The organism is Aquimarina algiphila (assembly GCF_007489275.1).
Classification (GTDB): Bacteria; Bacteroidota; Bacteroidia; order Flavobacteriales; family Flavobacteriaceae; genus Aquimarina; species Aquimarina algiphila.
On sequence record NZ_VLNR01000003.1, the window covers coordinates 190415 to 206527 of the forward strand.

A 16113-nucleotide genomic window follows, 5' to 3' on the forward strand; every position below is an offset into this window, starting at 1 on the left:
TATGAAATGCGAAGTATCTAGAGCAACTAATCAAGATTTACCTTTGATGCAACGTTTGTTTTATCAAACGGTTACTACATATGGCTCGATGATATTTACAAAATCTGAAATCAAAATTTACTCTCGATTAGCAACAAATAAAATCTATTGGCAAAATAAGTTCGAAAAGGATTTTATCTATAATGCTAAACTAAATGGTGAGATCGTAGGTTCTTTTTCTATGGACAAGAAAGGAAATATAGAATATATTTTTGTTCATATGAATTATCACGGACAAGGAATTGCTAGTGAGTTGTATAAGTCTATTGAAGAGATAGCAATACGTTCAGGTATTACCGTATTAACTACTCAAATAAACCTATTAACTCGCTCATTTTTTGAGAAAAAAGGTTTTGAAATTGTAAAAAATGCTGTACAAGTTGTTGGAGGTGATGAGGTAATAACATATAGCGGAGTTAAACACATTAAAAGTTAATTCTAAATACAACGTTGGGCGTAAATCCTAGTCCGAACTGCCTAACTTCTTCCACATTTTGAGTATTATTTGTTCTATAGTAATTGTTAACTATATTTTCCTGACTTAAGATATTCCAAACCGATACACCTAAGAGACTATTCGTGTTTTTAAAAAGTTTAAAATTATACGTTGCAGATGCATCCCATCTGGTGTAATCTTCTATAGTATCACTATTAGGGTGATTATAATTAATACTGCCATCTTCACTAATTTCATCCCCGGTGATAGGAATTGTAGTAGGTTTACCACTATGCCAGTTGATACCTGTAGAAAATTTAAAATTGTCAAGAGTATATGAAACAGCAAAGTTGATATTATGTCTAATATCTATATTATTAGGAAAATCTCGTTCACTCAATGTATTAAATGAATACATGTTGGTAGCATAAGAATAACTCAACCATGCACTCAATTTCTCAAATCTCTTATTGATTAAAAAATCCACCCCTTTTACCGTGTAACTACCATGATCAGATTCAAACTCAAGCTGGTTTTGAAATCCTTGACTTTGTGATAAAATACCATCAATATGTTTATAATAAGTATCGGTACTAACTAACCAGTTATTATGATTGTAACTCAACCCAAGAGATACTTGTTGGCTTTTAAGTATTGGTATATTATTGTCATTAGAAAGTACCCATTTCCTGTTTTCTACTCCTAGGAAATCATTTTGTGATTCTATAACTTGAGAGGTTATCTGACTTTTCAATTCTGCAAGTGTTTCTACAGTAAAGTGATCAAGAAATTTATGATTAAAACTCAAACGAGGCTCTGCGATAAACGTATCGAATTTGTCAAAATAGTTAAAACGTACCCCGAGATTAAGGTGAGTATTGTTATTTTTTGATTTAAGCTCGACTTCAGAAAAAATACTATTGGTGCGTACTACTTCTTTAATAAGATCTCTAAATGTAGGATTATTTACGTCCCTAAGATTTGTGATACCGGTTTCGTTAAATTGATACCCAGATTTTACATTAAAATTGGAGTTAATTTTAAGAAGTGTATTCAACTTAATTCCACTTTCTAAAACTTTATTTTCTTGCTGTAATCGCTGATCGTTAAAAATATCTGAATTTATAGCTTCTAAGGTAAAACTAGTGCCATACATAAGGATTTCACTTCTAAAAAAGTCATTCCACTTTCTTTGGTACCAAATACTTCCAGTACTATTATTTTGATTTACATTGCTTTCTCTGGCAATATTAACCTGGTTAATAGTAGCATTCTCCTGAAAATCTAAGTTATTTCTAATCACCAAAGCGTTTACTTTGATAAGGTCTTGTGGAGTCAATTGGTATAACCAACGCAAACTTATGTCATAAAAAGAAAAATCATCATTTGTATTAAAAGTGTTATCAGTGGTGTTTAGTACTTCAGAATCCTGAAAAGCTTTGTCAAAGTATTGAGTGTATGTTGGAGTTTCTAATACTTCGCTTATAGATTTACGCATTGATAACTGTAAAGATGATTTTTTTCCTAAAGGAGTGTCAATATACCCATCAATACTAATCATATTAATTCCTAAACTTATATCACGCTCTTTGTTAATCTCATTACTTGTGTTCATCGATATAATGCTAGAAACGCCACCACCATAACTTGCACTAGATCCGTTTCGAATTAATTGTACGTTTTTGGTTAAGTAAGGATTAAATGCAGAGATGAGTCCAAAAAAATGTCCGGATTGATACATCTTAATTCCATCCCAAAGAATAAGATTTTGATCATTGGTTCCTCCTCTTACATTGATGTCAGAAACTGTTTCTTCTACACTTAATATACCAGGTAAAGCTTGGATAGTCTGTAATAGATCAGGTTCTACCAATCCAGGAAGGATACCAAAATCATTATAATCAATACTTATAGATCCATCAGATTTTTTATCAATACCTTTTATTAAATAGTCATTTAGGATAATTTCATTTAAATATTGTACTTCTGGCATCAAAACAATGGTGATACAGGGAGTATTAATAAGTTCTTTAGCAAGAAATGTTTGTGTTTTAAAACCTATAAAACTAATACGCACTAATTCATTTATATCCTGTATCTCAAGATTAAATTCTCCTTTTTCATTGCTAATAACTGCACTATTTCTTGTTTGTATGGTAGCATTAGAAATTCTTTTTTCATTTACAAAAGATTGTAAAATTCCGCAGATTCTGTTCTCGTTTATAGTAAGGCTTAATACAATGTTTTTTGCACTTAAGAATGTATAGTTAAGAGGTGTGTTTTGTTCTAAATATTGAATGATTTCTTGTAAATCAGATATTTCTGGTGGGTTTAATAACGTAATCCCTTTGATGTCATTATCTGCATAAGAAAAACTACAATCAAATTTTTCCTGTATTTGATTTAACAATGAAAAAAGAGATGTAGAGTTCTGTTCAGGCTGAGTATACATCTGAAAGAAAGTAAAAAATAAAACAATAAATAAAGCTGTGATTTTGGTTTTGATCACTCTTTGTATAAGGTTATGTTATTGTCATTGATCTTATATTTCAAACGCATAGGTATAGTAATAGATTGTATAGCAGTTTGAATATCTGAATGTACAAAATTACCCGTAAAAAGTTTATTTTGATCTATATTATTTGCAATAATAGTGACATCATATTGTCTTTCAAATTCCTTAAGAATATAGGAATAAGGAGTGCTGGAAAACATACTTTTGTTTTCAATCCAATCTGGTTGAATAATATTTGTTTCTCCTTTTGAGATTACATTTTTAAGTATTTTAAAAGTCTTTCCTGCAGGCAATTTAACTATGTTTTTGTCATAAGTTACACTTACGAGACCTTCATAACAAATGACTTCAAAGTAATGATCACGATGTTTAACATTAAATTGTGTGCCCAATACACTTACTATACCAGACGACGTTTGTACATCGAATTTTTTTCCTTTAGCAACTTTAAAATAAGCCTCTCCTTCTAGTTTGATTTTACGGTTGTTTTCCCAATCTTTTTCCTGATATGAAATAGATGATAGAGCATTTAATTGAACCACAGTATGATCAGGTAATTCTACAGATATTTTTTGACTGGCTAATGAATCAACTGTTGTCTCAGTAGTATAAAATAGAGCAAAATAGGTGCCTATTCCTATGACAAATATTGCTGCAACTCTCATTAGAATAGTGATATAATGTTTTGATGCGGCAGTACTTTTGTGATCGATAAGAGTGGTCTTTAAATCTTCTAAATTAGATTCGATATCATATTCGGGAGCTTTAAAATTCTTTGCAGTATCCGAAATTCTGACATAAGAATCATAGGCATTTAAATTCTTAAACGCCTCTGATTCTGTATGCGTGAGTTGTGCATTATTCAACCATTTATTTATGAGATCTTTCTCTTTCATAGCAAGATTTCTATCTATATAACAATTGTATTTAAAAAATTCCTACCCTTACGTATTAAATTCCTTCAATTTCTTTTCTGAGCTTTTCTAGTGCACCGTATATTCTTTTCTCTACAGCTTTTCTTGAAATACCTAGTAATTCAGCAATTTCTTTATGTTTTTTTCCTTCTGCTCTATTAAGCAGAAATGCTACGCGTTGAGGTTCAGTAAGTTTAGAAAGGGCTTTTTGATATTTTTGAAGGTATTCTTTTTCTTCTAAGATAAATTCAGGGTTTTCATTGGTTTTATCATTGTGTTCTATTTGCTGAAACTTTAATTTTACTTTATTGTGTTTTATTTGGTTTAATGATAGGTTGTTTACTACGGTAAAAAGAAAACTTCTTGCTTTTTGGAGTGAGATTTTTTTACAATTATCCCAAAGCTTTATAAATGCTTCCTGTACCTTATCTTTTGGATGAATGTGCTCTCCATATTTATAATATATAAAGTCATGCAATTCTTTAGCATGTTTTTTAAAAAGTTCTGAGAATAACTTTTCCTCACAAACATTCTCAAATAGATCTTTTGGCATTAATTTTTTTGTTAAAATTAAAAAAAATAGTTTTTATACGTAGGAGTTTTATCTTGTATATTGTTTTATTTTAAATTATTAAGGAAAATAACGCTTTGAAAATGAAAAAAATAATATTGTGCTTTTTTGTAGTGACAAGTTTAGCATTTATAGCGTGCCAAGAGGAAGAGAGAGAGTTAATTACTCCAGCAGAGGATACTACAATTCCTAAAAATTCTCAATTGGCAGGTTTAATGAAAAATATAGTAACTCATGATGGATCGTATGATGATGTGGTGGATAATGCCAATTGTTTTAGTATAAATTTGCCATATACTATTTTGTTAAACGGCAATGAAGTCATAATTGATCAAATCGATGACTATGATAATTTGTCTAATTCTGATGTAATCGAAATTCAATTTCCAATAACAATAACACTGCTTAATCATCAAGAAGAACCTGTTGCAAGTCAGTTAGCTCTTGCTGTTTTTGCAGGGTCTTGTAAATCTGTTGATGACGATATAGAGTGTATAGATTTTATATATCCTGTGCAATTTTCTACCTTTGATAGTAATACGAATCAGTTACAAACCGTAGATATAGATCATGATGCAGTGCTATTCAGGTTTATGTCAGATTTAAATGATAATACTTCAGTAAGTATAAATTATCCAATTGATTTATTACTTCATAATGGTGAAAAAGTAGATGCTCAGCATAATGAGGAGTTATTAAGTTCTATAATGGATGTAGCTTCAGCATGTGATGAAAATGATAATTAATAAAAATTAAGACATAAGAAATGATAAAAAGTCGTTATTTTGAATAACGACTTTTTTGTTTAACAGATTTTATAAAAAATTAAACAAAAAGTTAAAATAATGCTAAAATCACTTTAGAGGGTTAGAGTTTTATTTTGTAAGTTGTTTTATGATCGAACAATAAATTGAAAAACCATGAAATTCAAAACCCTTTTTAAAACAGTCTTAATTACTTTTCTCGCAGTAACTGTTTTTTCTTGTAGTGATGATGACGATACAACCTTTCCATCCACATCTACAACAATTGCTGACTTTGTAGCAGAAAATGCAGATTATAGTTCTTTATTAGCAGCTTTGCAAAAAGCAGAATTAGTAGAGACGCTTTCTGGTAACGGACCTTTTACTGTATTTGCACCTAATAATGCAGCTTTTGATGAGTTCTTAACCGCAAACGGATTAACATTAGAAACAGCAACTAAAGATCAATTAACTCCGATATTGCTTAACCACGTTTTAAATGTTAAAGTTACTTCTGGCGAAATAGAAACCGGTTACGTTACTAACGTTGCGGACTTTAGTTCTTATATCTCAAAATCTGGTAGTGAGGTTAAAGTTAATAACCAAGCTACGGTAACAACTGCAGATGTTGATCGATCAAATGGTGTAATCCATGCAGTAGATAAAGTAATTAGTATTCCAAAAATGATTGATTTTGTAGCGATCGATCCTAATTTGTCTTCTTTGGCAACAGTAGCAACTGATAACAGTGCTACGGTAATTTCTGCATTAAGTGATGAAGCTAGTAGTTTAACATTGTTAGCGCCAAATAATGCTGCTTTCACTGCATTAGGAGATGTTTCAGGATTGTCTTCTACACAACTTGAACAAATTCTATTAAATCATGCAATAAGTGGTAAATTACAGTCAACAGATTTATCTACAGGATATGGTAATACTTTGGCAACTTATGGAACTACAGATAAAAACTTAAGTATATATATAAATACTGATGGAGGAGTAGAATTTAATGGTATCTCTACTGTAACTACAGCAAATATTGTAACAAGTAACGGAGTGATTCATATTGTAGATGCAGTAATAACACTTCCGACTGTTGTAACTTTTGCTACTGCAGATGCTAATTTTTCAACCTTAGTTGCAGCTTTAACTACATTAACGCCTTCTACTGAGTTTGATGCTATTTTAAACACAGCATTAGGAACAAGTCCTGCGCCTTTTACAGTATTTGCGCCTAATAACGATGCATTTGCAGCTATTACGGTACCAACAGACGAAAATGATGTGGCGGCAATTTTAAATCATCATGTTGTTGCAGGAAGTAACGTAACTTCTGATATGTTAGCAAGTACTCCTATGGCAATGACTTTAAATGGAACTATTACTTTAACGGCTATGCCTCCAACAGTTAAAGGAGCTACTAATATGGATCCAAGTAATATAGTCGCTGCAGATGTACAAGCATCAAATGGCGTAATTCATGTTATTGATCAGGTATTGTTACCTGTAATGTAAAATACCACCCATTCCTTATAAAAATTTCTAGGCTGTTTCCTGTTTTCAAGTTACATTTTTAGGTAACAGCCTAGATGTTTTACACACATAATCTTTATTCACTAATTTTAAAACTTACTAAAATGAAAACGCTAATCAAAAGGTTAACGGTACCCTTCTTGTGCCTTATTTTAATGAATTTTCTTATCACTTCATGTGAAAGTGATGATAGTGCAACTACCACGTCAGAACAAGGTGTTGAATTTGAAGAATCCAAAATAATTAGCTTCGATGCTATCGAAGAGATGACAAAAAATATAATGGAGGGCGAGCTATCCGTCGAAGAAGATAAGACATCTAATGACGATAGTAAATTCTTTGGTTTTGACATCAGTAGAGAAAAAAGAGTATATGATTTCTCAGGAACTGTTAATAGTGGAGCTGCAGTTGGAACAGAGTTAGTAGGAGAGTTAAAACTTAATTTTACGTTATATCATTCTAGTTTTACTATTGTAAGAGGTAATTTAGAGTTGCCAGATGGCACAAAAGCGAGAACTCGTGGTGCTATTATTAGTGATGGAATAGTGTATCTTATTATAAACCCTCCAGGACAAGATCTGATTTTTGGTATCGGAAGGGTAGGAGAAGAAGGAGATTTAGAAGGAAGTTTTAGGTTATTTACCTCTTCTGGTGTTGGAAGAGGAAGTTGGGAAGCTAAATTAACAAATACAGTTTTTCCTGACAAGACTATAGTAGAACTTATTATAGAAGATGGTCGATTTACATCATTAGTTGGAGCTTTACAAGCAACAGATTTGGTAGAGCCACTTACAGGTGATGGGCCTTTTACAGTATTTGCACCAACAGATGATGCATTCGAAGCATTGGATCAAATACCTGCAGCAGATCAGCTAAAAGAAATTTTGTTATACCATGTAGCTAGCGGTAGATTAAATACGCCAAAACTACTTGAGCAAGAAATGATTGAAACCCTACAGGGAGAAAATATAAAAGTAAGCCTTAATGATGATAATGAAATTGTTATTAATGATACGGTAAAATTACTTTCTGCTAATATCGGAGGAACCAATGGTGTTGTACAAGTAATTGATGCCGTTTTACTACCGCCATCCACTCAGCCATTACAGAGTATAGTAGAGATCGCTGTTGCAACTCCAGAATTGTCTACATTGGTAGGAGCATTACAGTCTGCTGATCTTGTTGATGCTTTAAGTGGAGATGGTCCTTTTACAGTTTTTGCTCCGACAAATACTGCTTTTGATGCTCTGGATGCAATTCCTGGTGGAGATGCATTAAAAGAGGTGTTATTATATCATGTTGCTGCTGGTAAATTTGCAGCCGCAGATTTACTTGAAAAGCAAACGGTTACCACGTTACAAGGAGATGAGGTTACTATTGAAGCAGACGTTGATGGCAATGTGTTCCTTAACGGAACTATTAAAGTTGCTTTAGCCGATATTGAGGCTTCTAATGGTATTGTGCATGTAATAGAGGGAGTTTTACTTCCGCCTACAAATTTACCATCAATAGTAGAATTGGCCATTGCAACTCCAGAGTTGTCTACATTGGTAGGAGCATTGCAGTCTGCAGATTTAGTTGATGCTTTAAGCGGAGATGGTCCTTTCACGGTTTTTGCTCCGACAAATGCTGCTTTTGATGCTCTGGATGCAATTCCTGGTGGAGACGCATTAAAAGAGGTGTTATTATATCATGTTGCTGCTGGTAAATTTACAGCTGCAGATTTACTTGAAAAGCAAACAGTTACTACGCTACAAGGAGATGAAGTTACTATTGAGGCAGATGGTGATGGCAATGTATTCCTTAACGGAACTATTAAAGTTGCTTTAGCCGATATTGAGGCTTCTAATGGTATTGTGCATGTAATAGAAGGAGTTTTACTTCCTCCTACAAACTTACCATCAATAGTGGAATTAGCCATCGCAACTCCAGAGTTGTCTACATTGGTAGGAGCATTGCAGTCTGCAGATTTAGTTGATGCTTTAAGCGGAGATGGTCCTTTTACAGTTTTTGCTCCGACCAATACCGCTTTTGATGCTCTGGATACAATTCCAGGTGGAGACGTATTAAAAGAAGTATTACTGTATCATGTAGTTTCTGGAAAATTTACTGCGCAAGATTTATTGCAAGAACATACTGTTACTACTTTGCAGGGTGAAAAAGTAACTATTCAAAGAAATTATAGAGGTCAAGTGATCCTAAATCATCGAATAAAAGTAGATATTGCTGATATTGAAGCTTCTAATGGTATTGTACATGTGATTAAAGGAGTGTTAATTCCACCTTCTTTTACCCATTAAAAAGAGTGAAAAGTTGTATAAGCAATCATGATTCATATTTTTATGAGTTTTGATTGCTTTTTTTATTGTTGAATTTTTACTGAAAATAAACTAAAAAGTTCATCTGTTTTTTAAATAAGTTTAGCGTTTAATTAGGAATCTATAATTCTGTAATTGTGGGCTTTCTTTATACATTTCAAATCCTTAAATTTGCACCGATCTATCGATAAAGATAGTGTTTTCATAATACCAGAAAATATATGTTTGATAATTTAAGTGATAAGTTAGATAAAGCCTTACACATTCTAAAAGGGCATGGACAGATAACAGAAGTAAATGTTGCTGAAACTCTTAAAGAAGTACGTCGGGCCTTGGTAGATGCTGATGTAAATTATAAAATAGCAAAAGAATTTACTGCTACTGTAAAGGAGAAAGCTTTAGGTCAAAATGTACTTAAAAGCCTTAAACCAGGACAGTTGATGGTAAAACTTGTCAAAGATGAATTGACAGAATTGATGGGAGGAGATGTAGAAGATATTGATTTATCTGGGAAACCATCAATAATTCTAATGTCAGGATTACAAGGTTCTGGTAAAACTACTTTTTCTGGAAAACTTGCTAATTTTCTAGCCACTAAGAAGACAAAAAAACCGCTTCTTGTTGCTTGTGATGTATATAGACCGGCTGCAATAGATCAGTTACATGTAGTTGGAGACCAAATTGGTGTAGAGGTTTTTAGTGATCGTGGTAATAATGATCCTGTTGCTATTGCAAAAGCAGGTATAGCACACGCAAAAGAAAACGGATGTAACGTTGTGATTATAGATACTGCGGGGCGTTTGGCTGTGGATGAAGTTATGATGACAGAGATAGCTAATATTCATGAGGCAATTACACCTAATGAAACACTATTTGTGGTTGATTCTATGACAGGTCAAGATGCAGTAAATACAGCAAAAGCCTTTAACGATGTTTTAAATTTTGATGGAGTAATCCTTACTAAACTCGATGGTGATACAAGAGGAGGGGCAGCAATATCTATTAAATCTGTTGTAAATAAACCAATTAAGTTTATTGGTACAGGAGAAAAAATGGAAGCTATTGATGTTTTCTATCCTTCTCGTATGGCAGATAGGATTCTTGGGATGGGAGATGTAGTATCTCTTGTAGAGAGAGCTCAGGAGCAATTTGATGAAGAAGAAGCTAGGAAATTACAAAAGAAAATTGCTAAAAATCAATTTGGATTTGATGATTTCCTAAAGCAAATTCAACAGATTAAGAAGATGGGTAATATGAAAGACCTAATCGGAATGATCCCTGGGGCAGGAAAAATGATGAAAAACATGGATATTGATGACGATGCTTTTAGACATATTGAAGCTATTATTCATTCTATGACTCCGGAAGAACGATCAAAACCACAAATCATTAATTCTAGTAGAAAAAAACGTATCGGTAAAGGTTCTGGCACATCGATACAACAGGTAAATCAATTACTTAAACAATTTGATCAGATGAGTAAGATGATGAAAATGATGCAAGGAGGCGGTGGAAAACGGATGATGCAAATGATGGGCAAAATGCGATAAGTATAAAACTAAAGATAATATTATTATAAGGTAATTAGGGGGAATGGAAATATTAGATGGAAAAAAAGTAAGCAACGATATTAAGGACGAAATAGCTGTTGAAGTTCAAAAAATGAAAGAACGCGGCGAAAAAGTCCCACATCTTGCAGCAGTATTGGTAGGAAATGATGGAGCGAGTTTAACCTATGTTGGTAGTAAAGTAAGAGCTTGTGAGAGAATAGGCTTTGAATCTACTTTGGTTAAAATGCCAAGTACTACAAGTGAGATAGAATTATTAGCTAAGATCAAAGAGCTTAACGAAAATGATGATATCGATGGTTTTATCGTTCAATTACCACTACCACCACAAATTGATACGCAAAAAGTTTTATTAGCGGTAGATCCTGATAAGGATGTAGATGGTTTTCACCCAATGAACTTTGGGAAAATGGCATTAGATATGTCTACTTTTATTCCTGCAACGCCATTTGGTATTTTAGAATTGTTAGAACGCTATAATGTAGATACTAAAGGGAAACATACAGTAGTTATTGGAAGAAGTCACATAGTAGGTAGACCCATGAGTATTTTAATGGGTAGAAAAGGATGGCCTGGGAACTCTACAGTGACATTAACACATAGTCATACTAAAAATATAACACAAATTATTTCTCAGGCAGATATTGTAATTTCTGCATTAGGAGTGCCTAATTTCCTAAAAGCAGAGATGGTAAAAGATGATGCTGTGGTTATTGATGTAGGAATTACAAGGGTAACTGATGAGTCTGCTACAAAAGGATATAAGATTGTTGGTGATGTGGATTTTGAAAATGTAAGCAAAAAAGCATCTTTTATTACACCGGTTCCTGGAGGGGTAGGACCAATGACAATTGCAATGTTACTTAAGAATACATTATTGGCAAGAGAAAGGCATCGTAGTAATAAAAAATAAATTTTATTACGCGAAAATATAAATTAAAGTATTAAAAAAGCCTGCTAAACATTATGTTTAGCAGGCTTTTTTAATTGTATAAGATTAATTCTGCTAGAATAATCTTTATAATACATAAAATCCAGAACTCTTTTTTGAGTTCTGGGTCTTATGTTACATTTATATTTTGGTGATTATATATGTAGTATTTTAATATTGTTGATAATTAATGCTTTTTAGTTTGCATTAAATTTTTCAGCAGAAATGTTATCATCACTTCCAGTAGAATATCCACCTCCACTAGGCAATAAATCAAGTGCTAAGTTGTAAGAAGGAACATTAATACCTTTTGAAGTCTTAACAGTATTAAAATCTAAAATCTGTTTTCCTTCTTCATAAAGTGCATTCTTAGTGAATGTACCGAATTTTTTACCATCAACAACAGTTTCTCTCCAGTCTCTACCGTAAGCTATTTTTAAATAGTATTCACCAACTGGTACGTTTCTAATAAATTGTGTAGTGTTTGAATTGATATAGGTAACACGAACTAACTCATCGTCAGCTTTGGTTTTACCCATTTTGTACATTTTAACAACTACTTCTGTATTTTTTCCTACTTTAATTTTTAGGTAGTTATCAAGTTTGTAGTCAAACTTACCTTTAAAATTAAATGATTTTGGAGTTGCACCAGACTTATAGGTCTTTTTCTCCCAACTAGAATACTTGTCTTCTCTAGATACTTCTATAGAAGCAGCTCTAGGAGTACTCGTTGTTGTAGAAGAACCGTAAGAAGGAGATGCAGACTCAATAGGAGCAGAAGTAACAGCACTACCTTTAGCAGCTCTTCTGTTTGCTTCTTCTAGTGCTCTTCTAGTTTCTTCTGTATCAGCCAGTGCTCTTTTTGCAGTAGCATCTTGTGCTCTTTTTGCAGCTTCTGCTTCAGCAATAGCTTGTGCTGCATTAGCTTCAGCTTCTCTTTTTAAGCGTTCCGCATCAGCAATAGCTTTTCTTGCAGCTTCTTCAGCAGCTCTTTTTGCGGCTTCAGCTCTTGCGATAGCCTGAGCAGCAGCTTGTTTTGCAGCTTCTCTTTTTGCAGCAGCTTCTTTTGCTGCTCTTTCTGCGTCAGCAATACTGCTGTCTTTTGTTAAATTTTTGGTTAGTACAAAACCATTCATACTCTTGTACTGTATAGCACTCCAGTCTCCATAGTTAGAACTCATAATATATACTTGAGTTCCTTGAGGAACTTCAGCAATAGTATTAAAGTTTAAACCTGGACCACTATGTACTGATAATTTACTAACAGACATTAAGTATTGTCCATCTTGAGCATGAGACGAAAAGGTAATCACCAAAAGCAGAATAAATGTAAAAATAGATTTCATATCTCTTGTTTTTAAGTAGATTGGGTTATAATTCAAATTCAATATTAATATTTTCTTAACTTAAAATGTTATAAAAAACATAATTTACCATCAAAAAATCGAACTCCAAAAAAGGTGCCAAAAATAATTTAGCGCTAATTCAATACTTTAATACGATGTATTAAAACTATCAAAAAATACAATTTTTAAAAGAACATTTTATTTGTTAATAGTTTGTTTTTCAGTGCGTTAATTCGTTTTTGCTCTAGCAAAACTTCAATATTTACGATTAAAATACTGAAAAGAAAACCATTAAATCAGACTCAAAAGTAATGTTTTAATATGAAAAACACAACTTGTTTTCATTTTATTTGCATAAAAATAGTGTTTTCTTTACATCAAATTGTGTTTTTCAACGATTTTTTTTAGCATTACAACCGATTTGATTCATTTTTTATAAGCTTCTTGTCGGTTTTGTATTTTGAGTTAAAAAGACAAAATAAAATTGAAAAATGTCTAATTTTATGGGGTGTCCGGGATGTATTGTTTTTAACACAGCTTTAACAACGCGGTTATTATGTTGTTATCACTAAATTTATTCCGGTTTAAGTAACGAGATATATCTGTTTTTAGTGTTTTTCTTTAATAAGATTAGGAAATTTTCTTTGAAATTTTAATAATCGAGGTATAGAAACATTGCGAATGTAAGGGTTATTTGGATTTCTTTTCTCATAATCCTGGTGATATCCCTCACCTTTCCAGAATTTTTGAAAAGGCATAACTTCTGCAGCAATTCTTTTGTTTAGCTTTTTAGAAAGAGCTTCCTTTTTTTCTAGTATTATTTGTTTTTGTTCGTCGTTTTGGTAAAAAATAATCGATCTGTATTGTGACCCATGATCTGGGCCTTGTCCGTTTACTTGAGTTGGATTCTGTGATCCAAAATAAACATCAACAAGTGTTGAGAAGGAAACAAGTTTAGGGTCGTATATTATTTCTACAGCTTCGGCATGTCCGGTTCGTCCCGTATTGCTTGATTGGTATGTTGGGTTTTCTGTATGTCCTCCAGAATACCCTGAGATAGATTCTTTGACTCCTATTACACTTTCATAAACGGCTTCAACACACCAAAAGCATCCACTGGCAAAATAAGCTCTTTCTAATCCGTCAACGGATTCAACCTGTACAGGGGTTATATTCTGTTTTTGGCTATTTTCTTTTTCGCCTTTTACTGATTGACTATTACCTTGACAACTGGATAGTAATAACGTTGCACTCCATAATATATATAATATATTCTTCATAGTGTATATTTTTTGTGTTTGGTCAACTTCTTTTTAAAAAACTTTCAGGTGACTGGGTTTAAAAAGTAAAATTAAATAGAAAAAATATAATGTATAGGGTGGTGGTAAATAAAAAGACGGCTATCAATTTTTGATAACCGTCTTTAATTTTTTTATGTTCTTTGGTGTTACAATATTTATCCATTCATAGAAATCAGGAATTCATCATTGTTTCTAGTTTGTTTGAAACGCTCATTAATAAATTCCATTGCTTCAACAGGATTCATATCTGCTAAGTATTTACGCATTACCCACATTCTCTGAATTGTTGTTTCGTCAAGTAATATGTCATCACGACGTGTACTTGAGGAAGTAAGGTCGATGGCTGGGAAAATACGACGATTAGATATTTTACGATCTAATTGAAGTTCCATGTTACCTGTACCTTTAAATTCTTCAAAGATGACTTCATCCATTTTGGATCCTGTTTCTGTTAATGCCGTTGCAATAATAGTAAGTGATCCTCCATTTTCTATGTTACGAGCGGCACCAAAGAAACGTTTTGGTTTGTGTAATGCGTTAGCATCAACACCACCACTCAATATTTTACCACTAGCAGGTTGTACTGTGTTATATGCACGAGCAAGTCTGGTAATAGAATCTAATAGTATTACCACGTCATGACCACATTCGACTAATCTTTTTGCTTTTTCTAAAACAATGTTAGCAACCTTTACATGTTCGTTAGCTTCTTTGTCAAATGTCGAAGCGATTACCTCTCCTTTTACATTACGTTGCATGTCTGTAACTTCCTCAGGTCTTTCATCTATAAGTAGAATCATTTGGTATACCTCTGGGTGATTTGCTGCAATTGCATTGGCAACATCCTTTAGTAGCATTGTTTTACCAGTCTTAGGTTGTGATACAATCATACCACGTTGTCCTTTACCTATAGGTGCAAAAAGGTCCATTATCCTAGTAGAAATGGTACTTTGTCTTTCTGCTAGTTTAAATTTTTCTTGAGGAAATAGCGGAGTCAGGTGTTCAAAAGAGACTCTGTCCCGCACGACTTGAGGGTCAAGACCATTAATTTTATTTACCTTAATAAGAGGGAAATACTTTTCTCCTTCTTTAGGGGGTCTAACCTGTCCTAATACGGTATCTCCTGTTTTAAGTCCAAAAAGACGTATTTGTGATTGAGATACATAAATATCATCAGGAGATGAAAGGTAGTTATAATCACTTGATCTTAAGAATCCATAGCCATCTTGCATGATGTCTAGAACTCCTTCACTTTCAATAATGGCATCAAATTCGAAGTCTGGTTCTTTATAACGATTTCTGTTATCCCGATTTCCGTTTTCTTTTTTGTTATTGTTTCGAGACTGTTGCGGTTGTTTGTTTTGTTGAGATTTTTCATTACCTCTATTTCTGTTGTCTCTATTTTGCTGAGGTTTTTTCTTTTCAGAATTGTCATTGCTTTTTGCAATAGTGTCCTCTGGTGCAGTTGGTTTTGTCTCGTTTTTTTGCTCCTGTGGTGCTTTTGTTTCCTTGTTAGCGGGAGCAGGTTTTCCAGTTCCTTCAGGTTTTCGGGCTCTGGGTCTTCTCTGGCGAGGATTTGGTTTTGGTTTGTCAGAATTTACTTTTTCTGAAGTCTCACCAGGTGTATCCTTTTTTACTGCATCAGGATTTGCTGCTTGGTGATCTAATATTTGATATACTAAATCTAGTTTTTTTAATGTGCGAAATTTGGGTACATTAAGGTTTTTCGCAATCTCTTGCAATTCAGGAAGCTTTTTTGCTTTTAATTCAGAAATCTCTAACATTTAAATGTGTTATATAATTTACGTTTAGATATAAATTTTCTAAAGAAGAATTCTAGGAAAATTTTGTTTTGAAGGTAAGTAACCTTAGTTGAGAAGGTTACAGGTTTTGCGTTG

The 16113-nt window shown here is 32.9% G+C and carries 12 protein-coding genes; 6 read left to right on the forward strand and 6 right to left on the reverse strand.

The window, feature by feature from the left end; all coding sequences use genetic code 11:
- Position 1 precedes the first annotated feature (1 nt).
- Positions 2 to 475, forward strand: coding sequence for a GNAT family N-acetyltransferase (locus FOF46_RS02560; protein ID WP_109435152.1), 474 nt, complete (start codon positions 2 to 4; stop codon positions 473 to 475).
- On the opposite strand, the gene FOF46_RS02565 is transcribed toward FOF46_RS02560, so the two are convergent.
- Genes FOF46_RS02565 through FOF46_RS02575 form a run of 3 tightly spaced genes read right to left on the reverse strand, consistent with a single transcriptional unit; the run spans position 465 to position 4457 of the window.
- Positions 465 to 2927, reverse strand: coding sequence for a TonB-dependent receptor (locus FOF46_RS02565; protein WP_143915350.1), 2463 nt, complete (start codon positions 2925 to 2927; stop codon positions 465 to 467). The genes FOF46_RS02560 and FOF46_RS02565 overlap by 11 nt on opposite strands.
- Before the next feature lie 53 nt (positions 2928 to 2980).
- The gene (locus FOF46_RS02570) at positions 2981 to 3886 is read right to left on the reverse strand and encodes a FecR family protein (RefSeq protein ID WP_143915351.1); all 906 of its coding nucleotides are present in this window, start codon (positions 3884 to 3886) and stop codon (positions 2981 to 2983) included.
- A 55-nt stretch (positions 3887 to 3941) separates the two neighbouring features.
- Complete coding sequence (locus tag FOF46_RS02575) at positions 3942 to 4457, reverse strand: RNA polymerase sigma factor (protein ID WP_143915352.1); 516 nt, start codon at positions 4455 to 4457, stop codon at positions 3942 to 3944.
- 101 nt (positions 4458 to 4558) lie between these two features.
- Here FOF46_RS02575 and FOF46_RS02580 point away from each other — a divergent pair, with 101 nt between their 5' ends.
- From FOF46_RS02580 to FOF46_RS02600, 5 genes are all read left to right on the forward strand, one after another.
- Positions 4559 to 5221, forward strand: a complete 663-nt coding sequence (locus tag FOF46_RS02580) for a hypothetical protein (RefSeq protein ID WP_143915353.1) — start codon at positions 4559 to 4561, stop codon at positions 5219 to 5221.
- Between the two features lie 174 nt (positions 5222 to 5395).
- Positions 5396 to 6733, forward strand: a complete 1338-nt coding sequence (locus tag FOF46_RS02585; protein WP_143915354.1) for a fasciclin domain-containing protein — start codon at positions 5396 to 5398, stop codon at positions 6731 to 6733.
- Positions 6734 to 6855: 122 nt separating this feature from the next.
- Positions 6856 to 9051 (forward strand): fasciclin domain-containing protein, encoded by a 2196-nt coding sequence (locus tag FOF46_RS02590; protein WP_244299552.1) that lies wholly within the window; start codon positions 6856 to 6858, stop codon positions 9049 to 9051.
- A gap of 239 nt (positions 9052 to 9290) precedes the next feature.
- Positions 9291 to 10619 (forward strand): signal recognition particle protein, encoded by a 1329-nt coding sequence (gene ffh / locus FOF46_RS02595; RefSeq protein WP_109435145.1) that lies wholly within the window; start codon positions 9291 to 9293, stop codon positions 10617 to 10619.
- Between the two features lie 43 nt (positions 10620 to 10662).
- The gene (locus FOF46_RS02600) at positions 10663 to 11550 is read left to right on the forward strand and encodes a bifunctional 5,10-methylenetetrahydrofolate dehydrogenase/5,10-methenyltetrahydrofolate cyclohydrolase (RefSeq protein ID WP_109435144.1); all 888 of its coding nucleotides are present in this window, start codon (positions 10663 to 10665) and stop codon (positions 11548 to 11550) included.
- Between the two features lie 215 nt (positions 11551 to 11765).
- Here FOF46_RS02600 and FOF46_RS02605 read toward each other — a convergent pair whose 3' ends face one another.
- The 3 genes from FOF46_RS02605 to rho all read right to left on the reverse strand — a co-directional run bounded on the left by FOF46_RS02605 (position 11766) and on the right by rho (position 15999).
- Positions 11766 to 12914, reverse strand: a complete 1149-nt coding sequence (locus FOF46_RS02605) for an SH3 domain-containing protein (protein ID WP_143915355.1) — start codon at positions 12912 to 12914, stop codon at positions 11766 to 11768.
- 608 nt (positions 12915 to 13522) lie between these two features.
- Complete coding sequence (gene msrA / locus FOF46_RS02610) at positions 13523 to 14194, reverse strand: peptide-methionine (S)-S-oxide reductase MsrA (protein WP_143915356.1); 672 nt, start codon at positions 14192 to 14194, stop codon at positions 13523 to 13525.
- A 176-nt stretch (positions 14195 to 14370) separates the two neighbouring features.
- Positions 14371 to 15999, reverse strand: coding sequence for a transcription termination factor Rho (gene rho / locus FOF46_RS02615; protein WP_143915357.1), 1629 nt, complete (start codon positions 15997 to 15999; stop codon positions 14371 to 14373).
- Positions 16000 to 16113: the final 114 nt, after the last annotated feature.